Raw genomic sequence first — 19,274 nt, 5'->3', positions numbered from 1 at the left:
TGGCGCTGCCGCAATCGGGAAGCGCCTGAATGGCGGTTTTTCCTCGCCGATGAGGCTGCCCAGCCGGCCCGTGGTCTCGTCCGCGGCATGGCTGGCATCCGGCGATTGACCTTCAGGGGCAGGCGTCGCATGACCATGCGGTGTGGGGAGGCTGCATGTCCAAGAACATCACAGACGACCTGAAATCCGGCGCGCTCGTCTATCACCGCTATCCGCGACCCGGAAAGCTGGAGATCCAGGCGACCAAGCCGCTCGGCAACCAGCGCGACCTCGCGCTCGCCTATTCGCCGGGTGTGGCTGCGGCCTGCGAAGCCATCGTCGCCGATCCCGCTCAAGCCGCCGAACTGACGGCGCGCGCCAATCTCGTCGCGGTCGTCTCCAACGGCACGGCCGTGCTCGGCCTCGGCGATATCGGCCCGCTCGCCGGCAAGCCTGTCATGGAGGGCAAGGCCGTCCTGTTCAAGAAGTTCGCCGGCATCGACGTCTTCGACATCGAAATCGACGCCCGCGAGGTCGATCGCATCGTCGATGTGGTGGCGGCGCTGGAGCCGACCTTCGGCGGTATCAACCTCGAGGATATCAAGGCTCCCGAGTGCTTCGAGGTGGAAAAGCGCCTGCGCGAGCGCATGGCCATTCCGGTCTTCCACGACGACCAGCACGGCACGGCGATCATCGTCGGCGCGGCTGTCACCAACGCCCTGTCGCTGATGGGCAAGAAGATCGAGGACGTGAAGATCGTTGCCTCCGGCGCGGGGGCGGCCTCCATGGCATGCCTCAACCTCTTGCGCGAGCTCGGCGCGAGGACGGAGAATATCTGGGTCTCCGACATCGAGGGCGTCGTCTACAAGGGCCGCGAGAAGCTCATGGACCCCTACAAGGAGGTCTATGCCAAGGACACCAATGCCCGCACGCTCGACGACATCATCGGCGATGCCGACATCTTCCTCGGCGTGTCGGCGGCGGGTGTCCTGAAGCCCGACATGGTCAAGCGCATGGCCGCCGGCCCGCTGATCATGGCGCTGGCCAATCCCAATCCCGAGATCATGCCCGAGGAGGCTCGCGCGGCGAAGCCGGACGCGATGATCTGCACGGGACGCTCGGATTACCCGAACCAGGTCAACAACGTCCTCTGCTTCCCCTACATCTTCCGCGGCGCGCTGGATTGCGGCGCGACCGCGATCAACGAGGAGATGAAGCTCGCCGCCGTGCACGCCATCGCCAATCTGGCGCGGGAGGCCCCGTCCGACGTCGTGGCGCGCGCCTATGGCGGCGAGGTCGGCACGTTCGGCGCCGGCAACCTCATCCCGTCGCCCTTCGACCCCCGGCTGATCCTCCGCATCGCGCCGGCGGTCGCCCGCGCGGCCATGGAGACTGGTGTCGCCGCGCGTCCGATTGCCGACTTCGATGCCTACGAGGCAAGCCTGACGCGCTTCGTCTTCCGATCCGGGCTTCTCATGAAGCCGGTCTTCGACAAGGCCCGGCAGGACCCGAAGCGCGTCATCTACGCGGAAGGCGAGGACGAGCGGATCATGCGCGCCGCGCAGGTGGTCATCGAGGAAGGGCTCGCCCATCCCGTGCTGATCGGCCGTCCCGCCGTGGTCGAGCAGCGGCTGGAGCGGTTCGGCCTGTCCATCCGGCCGGGCAAGGATTTCACGCTGATCGATCCGCAATCCGATCCGCGCTATCGCGACTATGTCGCGACCTATCACGAGAAGACCGGTCGTCTCGGCGTGACCCCGGACGCCGCGCGCACGATTGTCCGCACGTCGAACTCGGCGATCGCCACGGTGGCGCTGGCGCGCGGCGACGCGGACGCGATGATCTGCGGCGTCGAGGGGCGCTTCAACACGCATCTGCGCCACATCCGTCAGGTCATCGGGCTGAAGGACGGGGCGAACGGGCTTGCCGCCATGTCGCTGCTGATCACCTCGAAGGGGCCGCTCTTCATCGCCGACACCCATGTCACCGCCAATCCATCGCCGGAGGAACTGGCCGACATGGTCTGCATCGCAGCCGAGCATGTCCGCCGGTTCGGTCTCGAACCGAAGGTCGCGCTGGTCTCGCACTCCGATTTCGGCAGCTACGACGATGCCGACGCGGCCAAGATGCAGAAGGCGCTGCGCATCATCTGGGACCGCGCGCCTGACCTCGAGGTGGATGGCGAAATGCATGCCGACACGGCGCTGCAGCCGGACATCCGCGAGCGCGTCATGCCCCAGTCGCGCCTCACCGGTGTCGCCAACGTGCTCGTCATGCCCAACCTGTCGGCGGCCAACATCGCCTTCCAGGTGATCAAGGTTCTGGCGGACGCGCTCCCCGTCGGGCCGATTCTGGTCGGTCAGGCGCGCCCCGCCCATATCCTCACGCCCTCGGTCACGGCGCGCGGCGTCGTGAACATGACCGCGCTTGCTGTGGTCGAAGCGCAGGAAAATGCGCGTGAACGGGGCTCCTGACGCCCCGTTAAGCAATGGACCATTAATTCCCGGCCGTTAAACTTCTTAAGTTCTTGCGTGATCCTGCCGACAAATGCGGGTTGCGTGGTCTTAGGCGGGGCAGCGGTGGGCGCAGGCTCGGGGTCAAGAAGCCTCATCTGGATGGCTGCGACGATTGTCGCCGTCATGATGCCTGTTGGCGCCTTCCTTGGCGCCGAGGCCTGGCTCGCCCGCTCGCTCAATCAGCATCTGCGCGAGACCGCGCAGATGATCGTCCAGCGCATCGACGGCTCCATCGAGCGTGCGGTCCTGGCGCTTCGCGACGCGGACTCGCGCGGCCTCGACGAGTGCCTGCCCGAAGACCGCGAGGCGATGCGCCTGCTGGTATTCGAATCGCCGGTGCTCAAGGAGGTCGCGGTCCTCGACGCCAACGGCGCGATCCGCTGCAACAATATCGGCAGCCTGGTGCAGATCACCTCGGCCTCGACCCCTTTCGTCACCCGCGACCGCCGCCTGTCGCTGGCGGTGGTCGTCGCGCGCGGGCCGCACGCGCGCGCCTTGCGCGTCATCTGGCGCTCGAGCGCGTCGAGCGCCGTTGGCGGCCTTGTTTCGGTCGGCCTGTTCGTGCCCTATCAGTCGGTCCACGATTCCAACATAGGGCTGGGCATCGACATCGAGGTGACGCCGGGCGGCAAGCTCGTGTCCATGCGTGGTCCCGGCGGCGTCGAGGGCAGCGGCGACGTTCACGCGGTCATCGCCTCCCGGTCGTTCCCCGTTCAGGTGACGGTCACGGCCTCCGAGGGCGCATGGCGCAACCGTGACGGCTGGATGGTCGTGCTGACGACCGTGCTGGGCGCCATTCTCGGCCTCCTGATCGCAGGGCTGATGCTGCTCGCCGGCCGCCGTGGCGACCCGATGGTCGGCATGCGGCAGGCGCTGGCGAACGGCGAGTTCATTCCCCACTACCAGCCGATCCTCGACATCGACACTGGCCGGATCGTCGGCTGCGAGGTGCTGGTGCGCTGGCGCAAGCCCGACGGCACGATGATTTCGCCCGGCGCCTTCATCGGCGAGGCCGAGCGCTCCGGCTTCATCTTCCCGCTGACGCTTGAGGTCATGCGACAGGCGGCGGCCGAGCTTGGGCCGTCCTATCGGAGTCGCCCGGAACTGAAGTGCGGCTTCAACCTGTGCGCTGCCCATTTCCGCGACGAGAAGATCATCGCGGACGTCACCGCGATCTTCGGCAATGCCGACGTGAAGCTGTCGCAGGTGCTGCTGGAAGTGACCGAGCGCGATCCGCTGCCGGACATGGACGTGGCGCGGGCGATCATCGCGCGCTTCCAGGACATGGGCGTGCGCGTGGCGCTGGACGATGTCGGCACCGGCCACGGCGGCATGAGCTATCTGCTGAAGTTGCGCGTCGACGTCATGAAGATCGACAAGCTGTTCATCGACGCCCTTGGCGCCGAGCGGCAGTCGACGGCCATCGTCGACAGCCTGATCGACCTCGCGGCCCATCTGAACATGGATGTGGTCGCGGAGGGTGTGGAGACCTTCGACCAGGTGGAGGCGCTGCGCCGGCGCGGCGTGCGCAGCGCGCAGGGCTATGTGTTCGCGCCGCCGCTGCCGGGGTCGTCCTATGTGCAGCTCGTCGAGGCCATGGAGCCGGTCGCCGAAGTGCAGGCTCCCATCAGGAAGGCGCTCAGGGGCTGAGGCCCCCAATCCTTCGGTCCTCAAATAACCGAGCAGGGTGACCGGCGCCCTGCATCGGCCAAGTGCGTCCTTCGAGGCTCGCCCTTTGGGCTCGCGCCTCAGGATGAGGGCGGTTGGCGACTTTGCGCCAGTCTCGATTGAAACTCGATTGCGGCGCTTCGTTCATCCCGGATCGCGAAGCACACCGTCCTCATCCTGAGGCACGAGCGAAGCGGGTCTCGAAGGGCGCGCTTGGCGAGAGGCTGCGCCAGCTACGGTTTGCCGCCGCTGGCGATATGACCGCCGCAATCTTGTCGACGGCTCCTGAATCGGAATCAGAGCCTCAGATGTCGAACCCAAGCCTCTGACGCGACTCGGCTTTCGCGCCCGCCTTGAATCGGAAGCTGAAGCGGAACCGCCGGCTCAGTTCGGCCGGCCGCGCCGGAGGTCGGCCTCGATGCGCAGGCCCTGGCTGTTCTCCAGCCGCGCCCGGTAGACCTGGACGTTCTCCATCACCCGCTGGACGTAATTGCGCGTCTCGGTGAAGGGAATGCGCTCGACCCAGTCGACGGGGTCGACGCGCGGGTCGCGGGGGTCGCCGTATTTCTCGATCCACTCGCGGGCGCGCGAGCGGCCGGCATTGTAGGCGACGAAGGTCAGGATGTAGCTGCCGTTGAACTCGGCGATCAGCTCGCCGAGATGGGCCGCGCCGACGCGCGCGTTGTAGGCGGGATCCGAGGTCAGACGGCCCTGATCGAAGGGCAGGCCGTAGGTCCGGGCCGTGGCGCGGGCCGTCGCCGGCATCAACTGGAGGAGACCGCGGGCTCCGGCATGGCTCATCGCCCGGGCGTCGAAAGTCGATTCCTGTCGTGCGATGGCGAATACCACCGAACGATCGACCGGCGGGCCGGCATGGGCGTAGGAGGGGATGCCCATGGTCGGGAAGGCATGGGTGTCGAAAGGCAGGCCGCGATTGTTGGCGAGCTTGCCGAGCGTGGTCACGCCGCGAGCGTCGCCGCTGCGCGCCGCAACCTCGGCGGCGGCGTAGAGCGTGCCCTGGTCGCTGGCCCTGAGGCCGAGATCGGCGAGGATCGCGCGGGCCATGTCCCGTTCGTCGAGGCGATAGAGCAGGTTCAGCGCGCGCGCGAAGGCGCCGCTCGACGGTGTCGTATCCTGCGGACGACGGATCGGCAGGGTGCCAAGGCCGAGTTTGGCGCGGGCGAGCTGGCCGTAATAGTGGGTCGAGTGGCGGCCTGCAGCCTCGTAGGCGGCGCGGGCCTGCGCCTGATGGCCGGCCGCCTCATGGGCGCGGCCGATCCAGTAATAGGCGCGCGACTGCGACATCGGCGTGTTGGCGGCATGGCGCGCCGCTTCGAAGTGGCGCAGCGCAGCGCCGGCATCGTTGAGATGGCGCAGCGCCAGCCAGCCGGCGTGGAACTCGGCATCGACCCGCGCCGCGCCGCCGCGGACGGCGTGGGTGGTCGCCACCTGATAGGCGAGGCGGGCCTTGCCGGCGTCGAGCAGCTTGCGGACCATGACCCGGCGCTCGGTCCACCAGTCCTCGGGCTTGCCGAGGACGGCGGGATCGCGCGGGGCGTTGATCAGGATGGCCGCTGCCTCGTCGGCGCGGTCCTCGCGGCGCAGCCACTGGGCGCGGGCGAAGAGATAGGCGGGATCGCGATGCAGGGATGCCGGCACGGCCGCCAGCAGGGCGCCGCCATTCGTGCGCCGCGCGCCGATGGCAAGGAAGGCGCGGGCCAGCGCAACCTGGCCGGAGCCGAGGCGCTGCGCGGCCCGCATCGCGGTCGCGTCCTGGCTGTCGTGCAGCATGTGATCGAGCCGCGCCTTGTGGTCGGCTGATGTCAGCGATCCGCTGAATGCCGAGAGCAGGCGCTGCTCGGTATCGGCCGAGAGGTCGAAGCTGCGCCATGTCTCGCGGGCAAGGCGTACGGCGCGGTCGTTGTCGCCGGCCTGCTTCAGCGCGATGGCGAGCGCGATGCGGCCCTTGGCGGAGGACGGCTGGCGATGGGCGAAATAGGCCCGGACCTCGGACGCCGCGATATTGTCTTCCAGCAGCGAGCCTTCGGCGCGCATGCGGATGCGCTGGGCGCCGGGAAAGCTCGGATTCTCGCGCAGGAAGGCGGCAAGGCGCGGAAAGCCGATGCTGTCGCTGGACCGCAGGATCGCCCATTCCGCCACGACCTTCGCCACCGGATCGGCGATCTGGGCGCGGGCGGCCGTCGCCTGCTCGATGCGGCCGGCGCGGGCCGCCGCGATCACCTGTCCGAGGCGCGTCACATCGGCCTCGCTCGCCGCGCCGCCGGCGGGGCGCCAGGCACGCTCGGACGGTGCGATCGAGGCGGTCGTCTCGGGCGCCGCGGCATAGGCCTGCGCCGAGGCGGGAACGGCGTCCATCTCGGACTGGCCGTTGGCGCAGCCGGCGGCAACGACGGCGGTAAGGGCGACGCCGGCCATGAGGGCAAGACGCGGCACGGGGAATAAGGTCGGCGCCATGGGGATCCGTCCTGATACGCAACGCGGGCGGCCCTTATCCGCAGGCGGATTATGGCCAATGAAGGGTCGTTATCACGCCGTTTTCCTTAGCGAGTCCTGAACAGGGAGGGGTGAAACAGGTTGGCTTGGTTAAGCGGGCGTTGACGGCGAGATAGGACAAAATGATCGATGGGAGGAAAATTTGCACAGCGTAACGCTCTGTGCTATGGTTTCAGGTATGTTCCCGGAGGTGGGTTCGGAGCGACTCTGGCACCGCTGCGGGCGGGGCAATGGAGAGTTGCGATCCAACACCGCGCGCCGTGGCGTTTGGTGGCGTCACGGACGGCGAGTGCCTCTGCGAATGACAGCGATCACGCGACTTTACGCCATTCGATCTTGACGTTCGCGCCTTCTGAAGGCTTTGTGACCGACCTTTCGCGGGGCTCGCCTGCCGCGTCCGCCCGCCCGCTGCCGGAGATCCGACCATGACAGCCACGTTCAAGGGATCGATGCCCGCTCTCGTCACGCCGTTCAAGGACGGCAAGGTCGACGAGAAGGCATACCGCGCCCATGTGAACTGGGTGATCGAGGAGGGCTCTCACGGCATCGTGCCGGTCGGCACCACCGGCGAGAGTCCGACCCTGACCCATGACGAGCACAAGCGCTGCATCGAATGGGCGGTTGAGGAGGCCCGTGGTCGCGTGCCGGTCATGGCCGGCGCCGGCTCGAACAATACGATCGACGCCATCGAGTTCTCGCAGCATGCCGAGAAGGTTGGCGCGCAGGGCCTGCTGCACGTGACGCCCTACTACAACAAGCCGAACCAGGAAGGGCTCTACCAGCACTTCAAGGCCATTGCCGAGGCGACCTCGCTGCCGATCTTCATCTACAACATCCCGCCGCGCTCGGTCGTCGACATGACCGTCGAGACCATGGCGCGCCTGTCGAAGATCAGGAACATCGTCGGCGTGAAGGACGCGACCGCCAAGCTCGACCGCGTCTCCGCCCAGCGCGAGGCCTGCGGCCGCGACTTCATCCAGCTGTCCGGCGAGGATGGCACGGCGCTCGCCCACATGGCCCATGGCGGCCATGGCTGCATCTCGGTGACGGCCAATGTCGCGCCGCGCCTCTGCGCCGAGTTCCAGAACGCCTGCCTTGCCGGCGACTATGCCAAGGCGCTGGCGATCCAGGACAAGCTGTTCCCGCTGCACACGGCGCTGTTCCTGGAGCCGAATCCGTCGCCCTCGAAGGCGGCGCTCGCCATGCTGGGACGGATGGCCGAGGAAACACGCCTGCCGATGGTTGCGACGACCGATGCCACGAAGGCGGCGGTGAAGAAGGCGCTGGTTCACGCCGGCCTGATGAACTGACGGGATCGTCGCAGGGATCATGGCCGCCAAGCAGGACCCGAACATCAAGCTGATCGCCGATAACCGGCGCGGCCGCTTCGATTACGAGATTCTCGAAACCTTCGAGGCCGGCATCCAGCTGACCGGCACGGAGGTGAAATCGCTGCGCGCCGCCAAGGCGACGATCGGCGAGAGCTATGCCGGCCCCTCGGGCGAAGAGTTCTTCCTGTTCAACTGCAATATCCCGGAATATCTGCAGGCCAACCGCTTCAACCACGAGCCGAAGCGGCCGCGCCGGCTGCTGCTGCACAAGCGCGAGATCGCCAAGCTGACCGGCGCGGTGCAGCGCGACGGTCTGACGGTGGTGCCGCTCAAGCTCTATTTCAATGAGAAGGGCATGGCGAAGCTGCAGCTGGCGCTCGCCCGCGGCAAGAAGCTGCACGACAAGCGCGAGACCGAGAAGAAGCGCGACTGGCAGCGCGACCAGGCGCGGATCATGCGGGATCGCGGATAGAGGGGCGCTGGCTGCGGCATTTCCCGAGCCCTGCATCGATCACGTGCGTCCTTCGAGGCTCGTTCGCTTCACTTTTTCGCACCTCAGGATGAGGTAAGTTGAGCTTTGCATCACGGTCGCCGAGCCCCGGCGCTCGCGCTCCATGACGCTGATGCCAATCGCCGCCACCCTCATCCTGAGGTGCGAGCGTCAGCGAGCCTCGAAGAACGCATTTGATCGGTGCGGGCACCCCGGCCATGACGGCAAGGGCGTCGGCAGATGGACCTTCTGCCATCGAAGCTCAACCGCGAACGAAGGACCGAAACCATGCCCTTCAAGCTCGACCACGTGGTGATCCATGTCAGCGAGTGGGAGCGGTCCAACGCCTTCTACCGCGACGTGCTCGGCGCCGAAATCGTTCCGCGCGGCGCGGGCTTCGCTTACCGCATCGGCGACATCCGCCTGAACTGCCATGGCCCGGGCATCGGCAAGGTCAACGCGGTGGCGCGGGTGCCGGTCATGCCCGGCAATTCCGACATCTGCTTCGAATGGGAGGGGCCGATTGCAGGGGCGGCGGCGCATCTCGAACGCCATGGCGTCGCCGTCGAACTCGGGCCGGTGGCGACCAATGGCGTGAGGGGATCCGCGACCAGTGTCTATTTTCGCGATCCCGATGGCTCGCTGCTGGAGTTCCTCAGCTACTCCAAGCCCTGACCACGCCAAGACCTGATCACACCAAGACCTGATCACGCCAAGCCCTGACCACGCCAAGACCTGATCCGGTCGAAAAAGAGCCCCGCCTGGGCGGGCGGGGCTTGAAGGAGGTCATGCGGCAGGCGGAATGCGCCGGTCCGTCAGGCCATGGCCTTCTGGAAATTGGCGGCGGCCTTGTCCCAGTTGACGACGTTCCACCAGGTGGTGACGTAGTCGGGGCGGCGGTTCTGGTACTTCAGGTAATAGGCGTGCTCCCACACGTCGATGCCCATGACCACGCCCTTGACGTTGTCCATCAGCGGGTTGTCCTGGTTCGGCGTCGAGACGACGGCGAGCTTGCCGTCGCGGCCGACCACCAGCCAGCCCCAGCCCGAACCGAAGCGGCCGACGGAAGCCTGGTTGAACTGCTGGCGCATCTTGTCGATGTCGCCGAAGGCGGAGTTGATGGCCTGAAGCAGCGGGCCGGAGGGCTGCTTGGCGCCGCCGGGTGTCATGATGTCCCAGAAATGCACGTGGTTCCAATAACCGCCGAGGGCGTTGCGGACCCCGGTGCGCAGGTTCTCCGGGACCTTCGACAGCTCGCGCAGCACCTGCTCGGTATTGGCGGGCTTCAGGTCGGCATAGGTCTGCGAGGCGTTGTTGAGACCGGCGAGGAAGGCGGCGTGGTGACGGGAGTGATGAATCTCCATCGTCATCTTGTCGATATGCGGCTCCAGCGCGTCATAGGCGTAGCCGACCGGCGGCAGGGTGAACGGGCCGGCGGCGGCCTGCGCGAAGACCTTGTGGGAGGCGGGGATCGACATGGCCGCGCCGACGGCGGCCGCGGTTCCGAAAAGCTTGAGGGCGTGGCGGCGGTTCATCGTGTTCTCTCCCGTGAATCGGACCGGCAATGTGCGGCTGGTCGTCATGGGAACACCTAGCGCCATAATTGTGGATGCCGCAGGGGAGGTCACGAAACCGTGATCAGAACAGGCCGTTGGCGAAGACCGACCACGGAATCCAGGGCATGACGGCGTCGGTCGCGATCGCAAGCGCCGTGGCCCCGAGCACGGCGCCGAACGGCAGCCAGCGGCCGAGGATGCCGAGCGCCAGCGTCGGCAGAACCAGCGCGAGGAAATAGGCGGTGGCGAGGATGGCGCCGAGCATCTCGAAGCCGTCGCGCCGCGACGGCGGGATCATCAGCACCCTGACGCAGACGGCGAGCCAGAAGAGCGTGCCGATGGCGGCGGCGAGGAGCACCGCGATGCGCAGGCTGCGGCGGGTGAGGGTGGTCATGGCGCCGCGCTTTCTCCGGTTGTGCTGGCCGGACTTACGTGCGCGCGGCGGCCGAAAAGGTTCAGCCTCTGTCGAGATGAGCCCGGACGGCGGCGAAGACCGCGCGGAACATCTCCGGCGTGAGCACCCCGGTATTCGTGTTGTAGCGCGAGCAATGGTAGCTGGAGAATACGGTAATACCGCTGGACACCGCGACCCCGCCATGGCGGAAGGGCAGGCGCGCGGGCTTCTCGCCGAGGGCCCTGACGGCGCTGTCATGGCCGATCTTGCCAAGCGTGACGATGGCCGACAGGCGCGGCATCGCGGCGATGGTCGCCGAGAGGAACGGCCGGCAGGTGCGGATCTCCTCGGTCGTCGGCTTGTTCTCCGGCGGCACGCAGCGCACGGCGTTGGTGATCCGCGTGCCGATCAGTTCGAGCCCGTCGTCGGGCCGCTCGTCATAGGTGCCCTTCGCGAAGCCGTAGGCGATCAGCGTCTCGTAGAGCAGGTCGCCGGCCCAGTCGCCGGTGAACGGGCGGCCGGTCTTGTTGGCGCCCTGCAGCCCCGGTGCGAGGCCGACGATCAGCAGCCGCGCGTCGTCGGCGCCGAACGAGGGCACCGGCGCATTGTGCCAGCCGGGATTGAGCGCGCGGTGCTTCTGCCTGAACGCGGCGAGGCGCGGGCAGAGCGGGCAGTCCCGGCCCGGATTCTGCGGAACGGACATGGTGCGTCAGCGGTCGGCGAAATCGTCGCCGCTGACGGGAGAGGTGGGGGCGACGGGCCTTGCCGGGCGCGGGCGATCGCGCACGAAGCCCGGCACGTCCTGCCCGACCTGCGGGCGCGGCGCGCGCTCCGACGGGTCTCGGCCAACCCGCTGGGAGAGGTGGGCGAGATCGATGAACTCGTCGGCCTGGCGGCGCAGTTCGTCGGCGATCATGGCCGGCTGGACCGAAACGGTGGAGACCACCGACACCTTGACGCCCTTGCGCTGCAGCGCCTCGACCAGCGAGCGGAAGTCGCCGTCGCCGGAGAACAGGACGATGTGATCGACGCGCGGAGCGAGCTCCATGGCATCGACGGCGAGCTCGATGTCCATATTGCCCTTCACCTTGCGGCGGCCCATGGAGTCGGTGAACTCCTTGGCCGTCTTGGTGACGACGGTGAAGCCGTTATAGTCGAGCCAGTCGATCAGCGGCCGGATCGAGGAATATTCCTGATCCTCGACCAGCGCCGTGTAGTAGTAGGCGCGCAGGAGATAGCCGCGCGCGCGGAACTCGCCGAGCAGGCGCTTGTAGTCGATGTCGAAACCGAGCGTCTTGGCGGTCGCGTAGAGATTGGCGCCGTCGATGAAGAGGGCGATCCGTTCCTGGCCGTTCTGCATGCCTTGAAATCCCTTTGGCCGGCAATCGTCGTGGGTTTTGAAAAGTCGGGGCTTTTGAAAAGGTCCGCACGCGCAATGGTGTTGTCGACAGGTCGGCCCTGTCTGGAATCATCCTAACATAACTTTTCAGCGATACCGCAAGATCGCGCCGGTTCGGGAGGGTTATCCCCTCAGCGCCGGTCGGGCAGGCCGGTCTGCGTGCCGAGCGGCGAAATGCGCGCGCTGGCGATGGTATCACGCCACCGCACGGTTTCGGCGGCGATCTTGGCGGCGAAGGCCGCCTGTCCGAGCGGGGCGGGAATGCCGCCGATGGCATCATAGGCGGTCGCGATGGAGGGTTCGCGCAGGGCCTGCAGGGTGGCCCGTTCGATGCGGCCGAGGATGTCCGGCGGCGTCGCGGCCGGCGCGACGAGGCCGAACCATGCATCGATCACCAGATCGGCGCGGCCGAGCTCAGCGAAAGTCGGTACGCCCGGCAGTTTCGCGAGGCGCTTGTCGGCCATCACCGCGATCGGGACGAGGCGGCCCTCCTGGATGTGCCGCACGACGTTCGAACCGGTCTCGCAGACGATGTCGAGCGCGCCCTTGACCAGCGCCTCCTGAAGCGGGCCGCCGCCGGCAAAGGGAATGTGGAGGGTCTGGATGCCGACCGCGCGGCGCAGCACCTCGCCGGCCAGATGCTGCATCGAGCCGTTGCCCGACGAGCCGGTGACCAGCGCACGCGACTTGCCGGCGGCGATCAGGCCGTCGAGATCCTTCACGTTCAGCTTGTCATGCGCGCAGAGGACGATGGGGAAGGCGATGACCTGCGCGACCGGGACGAGGTCTTTCGCGGGATCGAAGAAACTCTGCTGGAGCAGATGCGGATTGATCGCCAGCGGGCCGGCATGGCCGAACAGCAGGGTACGGCCGTCCGGGCTGGCCTTGGCGACGGCGAAGGCCGCGAGGTCGCCTCCCGAGCCCGCCATGTATTCGAGCGCGATGTCGGAGCCGAGCGCGCGGGCGAGGAACGGCATGATCGGCTGCATCGAAGCCGTGCTGGTGCCGCCGGGCGGAAAGGCGATGACCACCTTGATGGGTGAGGCAGCCTGTCCGGACGCGTGGCGCGCTCCCGCCCCGCAGGCCAGGGACAGGACGGCGGCAGCGCCGACCAGATCGCGCCGTGACGGCGTCATGAATGCGCCCCCTCAAGCGGTCGCCTTTGACCGATATCGGCTTATGAAGCCGGCCGGGCTCGCCCGTCAACTGGTATGGCAGGAAGCGCCGGACTGCGACGGCGGGACAGGCCAGAAGCCGCAGCCGGCCTGTGCACTTGTTTCCGAAGCCGGCTGCGGCTATACACCGCCACTTTCCGCACATCCGACCCGCTTTCCGGGCGCCACGCTCTCAAAGGAACACCGATGGCTCGCGTCACCGTCGAGGATTGCATTGACAAGGTCGACAACCGCTTCGAGCTGGTTCTGGTCGCCAGCCACCGCGCGCGCATGCTCGCCGCCGGCGCGCCGATCACCATCGACCGCGACCGCGACAAGAACCCCGTCGTCGCCCTGCGCGAAATCGCCGATGCGACCGTCTCGCCGGACGACCTGAAGGAAGACCTGATCCACTCGCTGCAGAAATATGTCGAGGTGGACGAGCCGGAGCCGGATGCGGTGCCGATGATCTCCGCCGGCGGCAGCGCCGATTCGGACGATTCCGAGGTCGCCATGGACCGCATGAGCGAGGAAGACCTGTTGCGCGGCCTCGAAGGGCTGAAGCCGCCGGAAGACACGGACGACGACGAGGGCCTCTGAGCCCGATTTCGGCGCTGTTACGTCGAGGCGGCCTTCGGGCCGCCTTTTTCGTTGGCGGCTATTCGCGACGGATTGTTGCGGTGCGCCGGTATCGGGATGATATCCTGAACGCTTACCGCGGATCGCGAGGAGTTGTGCCCACCCCATGATGCGGCAATACGAGCTGGTCGACCGCGTCAAGCGCTACAATCCCAAGGCCGACGAGGCCTTGCTCGATCGCGCCTATGTCTATGCCATGCTCGCGCACGGCAGCCAGAAGCGCGCCTCGGGCGACCCCTATTTCTCGCACCCTCTGGAAGTGGCGGCGATCCTCACCGACCTGAAGCTGGATGACGCGACGATCGTCGCGGCCCTGCTGCATGACACGATCGAGGACACCGCGGCGACCAAGGAGGACATCCGCGAGAAGTTCGGCGCCAATATCGCCGAACTCGTCGACGGCCTCACCAAGCTGAAGAAGCTCGATCTCGTCTCCAAGCAGGCGGTGCAGGCGGAGAACCTACGCAAGCTGCTGCTGGCGATCACCTCCGACGTGCGCGTGCTGCTGGTGAAGCTCGCCGACCGGCTCCACAACATGCGCACGCTGCACTACGTGCCGCCGGCCAAGCGCGACCGGGTCGCCCAGGAGACGCTCGACATCTATGCGCCGCTCGCCGGCCGCATGGGCATGCACGAAATGCGTGAGGAGCTGGAGGATCTGGCCTTTCGCCAGATCAATCCGGAGGCCTACAACGCGCTGACCGCCCGGCTGGCGCGCCAGCGCGAGGCCAGCGCCTCCGCCATCGAGGAGATCGAGACACAGCTTGCCCGCAAGCTCGCGGGCGAGGGCATCAGCGCCGATGTCAGCGGTCGCCAGAAGAAGCCCTATTCGATCTACCGCAAGATGGAGCGCAAGTCGGTCTCCTTCGAGCAGCTCTCGGACGTGGTCGGCTTCCGCGTGCTGGTCGACAGCGTGGTCGACTGCTACCGCGCCATCGGCGTCATCCACACGACCTGGCCGGCGGTGCCCCAGCGGTTCAAGGACTATATCTCTACCCCCAAGGGCAACGACTACCGCTCGATCCACACCACCGTCATCGGCCCCGGCAGCCAGCGCGTGGAGATGCAGATCCGCACCCACGGCATGCACCAGATCGCCGAATTCGGCATCGCCGCCCACGCGCTCTACAAGGACGGCGCGGAGCCCTCGGCCTTCGAGAAGGAAAGCAGCGCCTATGCCTGGCTGCGCCACACCGTGGACATGCTGGCGCATGGCGACAACCCCGAGGAGTTCCTCGAGCACACCAAGCTCGAACTGTTCTCCGACCAGGTCTACTGCTTCACGCCCAAGGGCCGCCTGATCGCCCTGCCGCGCAAGGCCAACTGCATCGACTTCGCCTATGCCGTTCATACCGACATCGGCAACCACTGCTCGCGCTCGCGCATCAACGGCGTCGAGCGGCCGCTGGTGACCGAATTGCAGAACGGCGACGAGGTCGAGATCATCACCGACCCCAAGGCGACGCCGTCGCCCGCCTGGGAGAACATCGTGGTGACCGGCCGGGCGCGCTCCGCCATCCGCCGCGCCACCCGCGCCGCCACCCGCGCCCAGTATCTCGGGCTCGGCCGGCGCATCGTGCAGAGCCTGTTCAACCGGGCCGGCATGCCCTTCTCCGACGAGGTGCTGAAGGCGGGCCTCAAACGCCTCGCGCGCGCCAGCGTCGAGGACGTCTATTGGGGCGTCGGGCGCGACGAGATACCGGCGGAGGACGTGCTGCGCGCGGTGCATCCCGACTTCAAGGAAGAGGTGCCGCTGGGACCGAAGCCGACCGCCGAGTGGTTCGGCGTCGGCGGGCAGGCGGCGCTGAAATTCCAGGTGCCGGAAACGGAGGGGGCGATCCCCATCCGCGGCATCAATTTCGACCTGCCCGTGCGCTTCGCAGCCGATGGCGGCGCCGTGCCGGGAGACCGCATCGTCGGCATCCTCACCCCCGGGGAGGGCATCACCATCTACCCGATCCAGTCGCCGGCTCTGGCGGCCTACGACAACGAGCCTGAGCGCTGGCTGGACGTGCGCTGGGACATCGACGAGGCCCGCCGCGTTCGCTACCCCGTGCGCGTCGCGGTCAAGTCACGCAACGAGCCGGGCTCGCTTGCGCGCATCACCCAGGTCATCGCCGACAATGACGGCAATATCGACAACCTCAGGATGCAGCGGAAGACGGCCGACTATACGGATGTGGTGATCGACGTGGAGGTCTGGGACCTGAAGCACCTCAACGCGATCATCGGCGGCATCAAGAGCCTGCCGATGGCGGCGGATGCGACGAGGATGTTCGAGTAGGGGGCTGCCCCCCGTTGACTCCTCCCCCCATTCGGCGTCTCTCCCGTCAAACTCGAACGGACGCGACCGCCCATGACCCCCGACGACGTGCTCTCTGAATTCCGCGCCGCCGGCGCGCTGCTCGAAGGCCATTTCATCCTGTCGTCGGGCAGGCGCAGCCCGGTCTTCCTGCAGAAGATGTTCGTCTTCATGGACCCCGAGCGCACGGCGCGGCTTTGCGCGGCGCTCGCCGAGAAGGTGAAGGAGCGCTTCGGCCGCATCGATTACGTCGTCTCGCCCGCCGTCGGCGGCATCGTGCCGGGCTACGAGATGGCGCGACAACTCGGCGCCAAGGCGATTTTCGTCGAGCGCGAGAACGGCGAGTTCAAGCTGCGCCGCGGCTTCGAGATCCCAGCCGGCGCGCGTGTGCTGGTGGTCGAGGACATCGTCACCACCGGCCTGTCGACCCGCGAGTGCCTTGCGGCCATTGCCGGCCATCCCGGCGAGATCGTCGGCGCGGCGGTGCTGGTCGACCGCTCCGCCGGCAAGGCCGATATCGGCGTGCCGCTGGTCTCGCTGCTGTCCTGGTACGTGCCCGACTACGACGCGAACGACCTGCCGCCGGAACTCGCCAGCCTGCCGGCGGTGAAGCCCGGCTCGCGCGGCATTCAAGGAGCTAAAGCATGAGCGGCAGCGACAGCACGACTGCCGACGCGCCGCAGGCGGGGGCCTCGCGCTCGCGCCTGTTCGTCGGCCTGTTCGTGCTGTTCATGGGCCTCGTGATCACCGCGCCCAATGCCTGGCCACTGATCCAGTATGCGGTGGCGAGCCGCAGCGAGCCGGTGACGGCGCGCTGGGTCGAATCGCATATCGCGACCTCGTCGCGCGACACGGTCGGTGTGCCGACCTTCGTCTACGAGCGGCGCATCGGCCCGATGGTGCAGGAATGCCGGGTGGCGCTGGTGAAATACCGCCATGCGCCGAACGGCCGGCCGCTGCACGAGACGCTGCGCGTCGTGCCGGGCACCACCTGCGACGACATCGTGGTGCTGGACGATCCGCCGCGCGAACGCATCCCGCTGGTTCTGCTGGGTCTGCTGGTCGCGGCCGGTGGCCTCGCGCTGACGATCATCGCCGTCAGGAGGCGCTGAGTGATCATCGGCATCGGCTCCGACCTCTGCGACATCAGGCGGATCGAGAAATCGCTGGAGCGCCACGGCGAGCGCTTCACGCATCGCCTGTTCACCGAGAAGGAGCGCGCGCGGGCCGAGGGCAGGGCTCATCGCGCCGCGACCTATGCCAAGCGCTTCGCCGCCAAGGAGGCGATGGCCAAGGCGCTCGGCACCGGCATCCGCAAGGGCGTGTTCTGGCGCGACATGGGCGTCGCGAACCTGCCGTCGGGCAAACCGACCATGGAACTGACCGGCGGCGCGCTGGACATGCTGCGCTCGCTGACGCCGGCCGGCCATCGCGCGCTGATCCATCTGACGATCACCGACGATTTCCCGATGGCGCAGGCCTTCGTCATCATCGAGGCGGTGCCTGAGGTCTGAGCGCCGCTGAGCGCGTCTCGGCTACTGCTGCGTCATGCCCGGGCTTGGCCCGGATATCCACGAATTCCATCATCCGCTGTGTTCCGGTCGTGGATGGCCCAGCCAAGCCCGGCCATGACGGAAATGGTGAGCTCCTTGACGAACGACGGAACCGAAATGCCGGCTGAACGCCTGTTCATCGCGGTGCCATGGTGCGGACATTCTTCGTTCAGAACGGGTTCAGCGCGGAACCCCTAGTGTCCGGCAACGTTTGAACGGGAGCTTGAAGTCGAGGCGCGTCGCGCCACGAAGCGTCCCAAGCGAACGGAAAGGGGCATCGTCATGCTTTCCAACAAGCTCAAGGCCACCGTGGCCGCCATTGTCGTCGCCGCCGGCGTTGCCGCGGCCGCGGCTCCCGCCGAGGCGCAGTATTACCGCCGCCACTACCATGGGGACCGGGGCGCCGCGATCGGCGCGGGCATCGCGCTCGGCGTGCTCGGCCTCGGCGCTGCGGCCATCGCCGCCGACCAGAACCGCCGCGCCTACTATTACGACGACGGCTATTACGCGCCGCGGCCGCGCTACGGCTATTACGAGCGCCCGTCCTATTACGAGCGTCCGACCTATTACGAGCGCCCGGCCTACTACTACGAGGCGCCGCCGCGCGTGCGCCACCCGCGCGTGCGCGCCGACGAGCGCTATCCGCACACGTTCCGCTAAGGCGGCGCGGTTTTGAGCATGAAGGGCGCGGTCCGCAGGGACCGCGCCTTTTTCTATGCGGCGAGGGCGAGGATCAGCGGGATGGTAACGACCGCGATCAAGGTCTGGACCGTCAGGATTTCCGCCATCAGTGGCGCGTCGCCGCCCATCTGCCGGGCGAGGATGTAGGAGCCGGAGGCGGTCGGCATGCCGGCGCTGAGGATCGCGACCTGCAGCGGCACGCCGCCGACGCCAAGGGCCAGGGCGATGCCGGCGGCCATGGCGGGCATGAGCAGGAGTTTCAGCGCGGTCGTGACCCAGGTGAGCGCGCGGGGCCTGAGCGCGGCGCGGACGTCCAGCCCCGCACCGACCAGCAGCAGGCCGGTGCCGAGCGCGGCGGCGCCGAGAATGTCGCCGAAGCGCATGGCAATCGTCGGCAGGGGCACGCCGATGGCGTTGATCGCGATGCCGATGGCGGACGACCAGATGAACGGATTGGTGACGATGGCCTTGAGGGTCGGCCCGAGGACGATCGGCTTGTCCTGCGCATAGTGCTGCAGCATCACAACGGCCAGCACGTTGAGCAGCGGGATCATCGCCGCGACGGATATGGCGGTGAGCGTCAGCCCCATCTGGCCGAACAGCGCGCCGGCCGTGGCGATGGCGACGAAGGAGTTCCAGCGCGTCGCGCCCTGGAAGACCGAGGTGAAGGCCGGTCCGTCCATGCCGAAGGAGCGCGCGAGCAGCGGCCGGAGCGCCATCAGGATCGCGGTCATGGCGAGGATGCCGCCGATCAGCGCGAGGCCCATGGCGATGACCGGCACGCTGCGCAGGTCCGCCTTCGCCATGGTCATGATGATCATGGCCGGGAAGAAGACGTAGTAGGTGGCGCGCTCCAGCCCGCGCCAGCCGGCATCCTCCATCAGCGGCACGGCTTTCAGCCACGCGCCGAGCACGATGATCAGGAAAACGGGCGTCAGGCTGGCGATGATCGGAAACATGAGCGGTGTCGCGGGGGGCAGGGCCCGCGTCTTCCATCACGGGATCGTTCCGCGCGCAACTGGGTGGGGCGCATGAGCGATGCGCCGGCCTCCGTGTCAGGGGCCTGCGACGGGGTGACTTGCATCAGCCAAGTGCATC

18 protein-coding genes are annotated in these 19,274 nt (G+C 67.5%); 11 read left to right on the top strand and 7 right to left on the bottom strand.

What is annotated here, in order from left to right:
- Positions 1–155: 155 nt before the first annotated feature.
- Both JNK84_RS04370 and JNK84_RS04365 read left to right on the top strand, forming a co-directional pair.
- A complete protein-coding gene (locus tag JNK84_RS04370; RefSeq protein ID WP_293420948.1) occupies positions 156–2,453 on the top strand; it encodes an NADP-dependent malic enzyme in 2,298 nt (765 codons plus the stop codon).
- Positions 2,454–2,594: 141 nt separating this feature from the next.
- Positions 2,595–4,145, top strand: a complete 1,551-nt coding sequence (locus tag JNK84_RS04365; protein ID WP_293420946.1) for an EAL domain-containing protein — start codon at positions 2,595–2,597, stop codon at positions 4,143–4,145.
- Between the two features lie 402 nt (positions 4,146–4,547).
- Here the strand turns inward: JNK84_RS04365 and JNK84_RS04360 are convergent, their stop codons facing one another.
- Complete coding sequence (locus JNK84_RS04360; RefSeq protein WP_293420944.1) at positions 4,548–6,638, bottom strand: lytic transglycosylase domain-containing protein; 2,091 nt, start codon at positions 6,636–6,638, stop codon at positions 4,548–4,550.
- 464 nt (positions 6,639–7,102) lie between these two features.
- Between JNK84_RS04360 and dapA the strand changes: the two genes are divergently transcribed.
- The 3 genes from dapA (at position 7,103) to JNK84_RS04345 (ending at position 9,173) form a co-directional block, all read left to right on the top strand.
- Positions 7,103–7,987, top strand: a complete 885-nt coding sequence (gene dapA / locus JNK84_RS04355; protein WP_293420942.1) for a 4-hydroxy-tetrahydrodipicolinate synthase — start codon at positions 7,103–7,105, stop codon at positions 7,985–7,987.
- Between the two features lie 19 nt (positions 7,988–8,006).
- Positions 8,007–8,480 (top strand): SsrA-binding protein SmpB, encoded by a 474-nt coding sequence (smpB, locus tag JNK84_RS04350; RefSeq protein WP_293420940.1) that lies wholly within the window; start codon positions 8,007–8,009, stop codon positions 8,478–8,480.
- A gap of 306 nt (positions 8,481–8,786) precedes the next feature.
- Entirely contained in the window at positions 8,787–9,173 is a 387-nt protein-coding gene (locus JNK84_RS04345) for a VOC family protein (RefSeq protein WP_293420938.1), read from the top strand.
- 140 nt (positions 9,174–9,313) lie between these two features.
- Here the strand turns inward: JNK84_RS04345 and JNK84_RS04340 are convergent, their stop codons facing one another.
- The 5 genes from JNK84_RS04340 to JNK84_RS04320 all read right to left on the bottom strand — a co-directional run bounded on the left by JNK84_RS04340 (position 9,314) and on the right by JNK84_RS04320 (position 12,983).
- Positions 9,314–10,033, bottom strand: coding sequence for a superoxide dismutase (locus JNK84_RS04340; protein WP_293420936.1), 720 nt, complete (start codon positions 10,031–10,033; stop codon positions 9,314–9,316).
- Between the two features lie 103 nt (positions 10,034–10,136).
- On the bottom strand, positions 10,137–10,448 hold the full coding sequence (locus tag JNK84_RS04335; protein ID WP_293420934.1) for a hypothetical protein: 312 nt from the start codon (positions 10,446–10,448) through the stop codon (positions 10,137–10,139).
- A 61-nt stretch (positions 10,449–10,509) separates the two neighbouring features.
- Complete coding sequence (locus tag JNK84_RS04330) at positions 10,510–11,151, bottom strand: uracil-DNA glycosylase (RefSeq protein WP_293420932.1); 642 nt, start codon at positions 11,149–11,151, stop codon at positions 10,510–10,512.
- A 6-nt stretch (positions 11,152–11,157) separates the two neighbouring features.
- The gene (locus JNK84_RS04325; protein ID WP_293420931.1) at positions 11,158–11,808 is read right to left on the bottom strand and encodes a LabA-like NYN domain-containing protein; all 651 of its coding nucleotides are present in this window, start codon (positions 11,806–11,808) and stop codon (positions 11,158–11,160) included.
- A 170-nt stretch (positions 11,809–11,978) separates the two neighbouring features.
- Positions 11,979–12,983, bottom strand: coding sequence for a Bug family tripartite tricarboxylate transporter substrate binding protein (locus JNK84_RS04320; protein WP_293420930.1), 1,005 nt, complete (start codon positions 12,981–12,983; stop codon positions 11,979–11,981).
- A gap of 225 nt (positions 12,984–13,208) precedes the next feature.
- Between JNK84_RS04320 and rpoZ the strand changes: the two genes are divergently transcribed.
- The 6 genes from rpoZ (at position 13,209) to JNK84_RS04290 (ending at position 18,155) form a co-directional block, all read left to right on the top strand.
- Entirely contained in the window at positions 13,209–13,601 is a 393-nt protein-coding gene (gene rpoZ / locus JNK84_RS04315; protein WP_293420929.1) for a DNA-directed RNA polymerase subunit omega, read from the top strand.
- Positions 13,602–13,746: 145 nt separating this feature from the next.
- Complete coding sequence (locus tag JNK84_RS04310; RefSeq protein ID WP_293420928.1) at positions 13,747–15,924, top strand: RelA/SpoT family protein; 2,178 nt, start codon at positions 13,747–13,749, stop codon at positions 15,922–15,924.
- Between the two features lie 72 nt (positions 15,925–15,996).
- A complete protein-coding gene (gene pyrE, locus JNK84_RS04305) occupies positions 15,997–16,590 on the top strand; it encodes an orotate phosphoribosyltransferase (RefSeq protein ID WP_293420927.1) in 594 nt (197 codons plus the stop codon).
- Positions 16,587–17,054 (top strand): hypothetical protein, encoded by a 468-nt coding sequence (locus JNK84_RS04300; RefSeq protein ID WP_293420925.1) that lies wholly within the window; start codon positions 16,587–16,589, stop codon positions 17,052–17,054. Before pyrE ends, JNK84_RS04300 begins: the two co-directional genes overlap by 4 nt.
- A complete protein-coding gene (gene acpS / locus JNK84_RS04295) occupies positions 17,055–17,456 on the top strand; it encodes a holo-ACP synthase (protein ID WP_293420923.1) in 402 nt (133 codons plus the stop codon).
- Between the two features lie 321 nt (positions 17,457–17,777).
- Positions 17,778–18,155, top strand: coding sequence for a hypothetical protein (locus JNK84_RS04290; RefSeq protein WP_293420921.1), 378 nt, complete (start codon positions 17,778–17,780; stop codon positions 18,153–18,155).
- 53 nt (positions 18,156–18,208) lie between these two features.
- On the opposite strand, the gene JNK84_RS04285 is transcribed toward JNK84_RS04290, so the two are convergent.
- Entirely contained in the window at positions 18,209–19,135 is a 927-nt protein-coding gene (locus tag JNK84_RS04285; protein WP_293420919.1) for an AEC family transporter, read from the bottom strand.
- Positions 19,136–19,274: the final 139 nt, after the last annotated feature.

The sequence above is a fragment of the Phreatobacter sp. genome (genome assembly GCF_016793595.1).
In the GTDB taxonomy this organism is placed as follows: Bacteria; Pseudomonadota; Alphaproteobacteria; order Rhizobiales; family Phreatobacteraceae; genus Phreatobacter.
Note: the sequence above shows the minus strand (reverse complement) of the source record. Positions and strands in the feature narration are given on the sequence as shown.

Coding starts and splice junctions, on each gene's coding strand:
- JNK84_RS04370 (WP_293420948.1), top strand. CDS start 156: ATGTCCAAGAACATCACAGACGACCTGAAATCCGGCGCGCTCGTCTAT.
- JNK84_RS04365 (WP_293420946.1), top strand. CDS start 2,595: ATGGCTGCGACGATTGTCGCCGTCATGATGCCTGTTGGCGCCTTCCTT.
- JNK84_RS04360 (WP_293420944.1), bottom strand. CDS start 6,638: ATGGCGCCGACCTTATTCCCCGTGCCGCGTCTTGCCCTCATGGCCGGC.
- dapA (WP_293420942.1), top strand. CDS start 7,103: ATGACAGCCACGTTCAAGGGATCGATGCCCGCTCTCGTCACGCCGTTC.
- smpB (WP_293420940.1), top strand. CDS start 8,007: ATGGCCGCCAAGCAGGACCCGAACATCAAGCTGATCGCCGATAACCGG.
- JNK84_RS04345 (WP_293420938.1), top strand. CDS start 8,787: ATGCCCTTCAAGCTCGACCACGTGGTGATCCATGTCAGCGAGTGGGAG.
- JNK84_RS04340 (WP_293420936.1), bottom strand. CDS start 10,033: ATGAACCGCCGCCACGCCCTCAAGCTTTTCGGAACCGCGGCCGCCGTC.
- JNK84_RS04335 (WP_293420934.1), bottom strand. CDS start 10,448: ATGACCACCCTCACCCGCCGCAGCCTGCGCATCGCGGTGCTCCTCGCC.
- JNK84_RS04330 (WP_293420932.1), bottom strand. CDS start 11,151: ATGTCCGTTCCGCAGAATCCGGGCCGGGACTGCCCGCTCTGCCCGCGC.
- JNK84_RS04325 (WP_293420931.1), bottom strand. CDS start 11,808: ATGCAGAACGGCCAGGAACGGATCGCCCTCTTCATCGACGGCGCCAAT.
- JNK84_RS04320 (WP_293420930.1), bottom strand. CDS start 12,983: ATGACGCCGTCACGGCGCGATCTGGTCGGCGCTGCCGCCGTCCTGTCC.
- rpoZ (WP_293420929.1), top strand. CDS start 13,209: ATGGCTCGCGTCACCGTCGAGGATTGCATTGACAAGGTCGACAACCGC.
- JNK84_RS04310 (WP_293420928.1), top strand. CDS start 13,747: ATGATGCGGCAATACGAGCTGGTCGACCGCGTCAAGCGCTACAATCCC.
- pyrE (WP_293420927.1), top strand. CDS start 15,997: ATGACCCCCGACGACGTGCTCTCTGAATTCCGCGCCGCCGGCGCGCTG.
- JNK84_RS04300 (WP_293420925.1), top strand. CDS start 16,587: ATGAGCGGCAGCGACAGCACGACTGCCGACGCGCCGCAGGCGGGGGCC.
- JNK84_RS04290 (WP_293420921.1), top strand. CDS start 17,778: ATGCTTTCCAACAAGCTCAAGGCCACCGTGGCCGCCATTGTCGTCGCC.
- JNK84_RS04285 (WP_293420919.1), bottom strand. CDS start 19,135: ATGTTTCCGATCATCGCCAGCCTGACGCCCGTTTTCCTGATCATCGTG.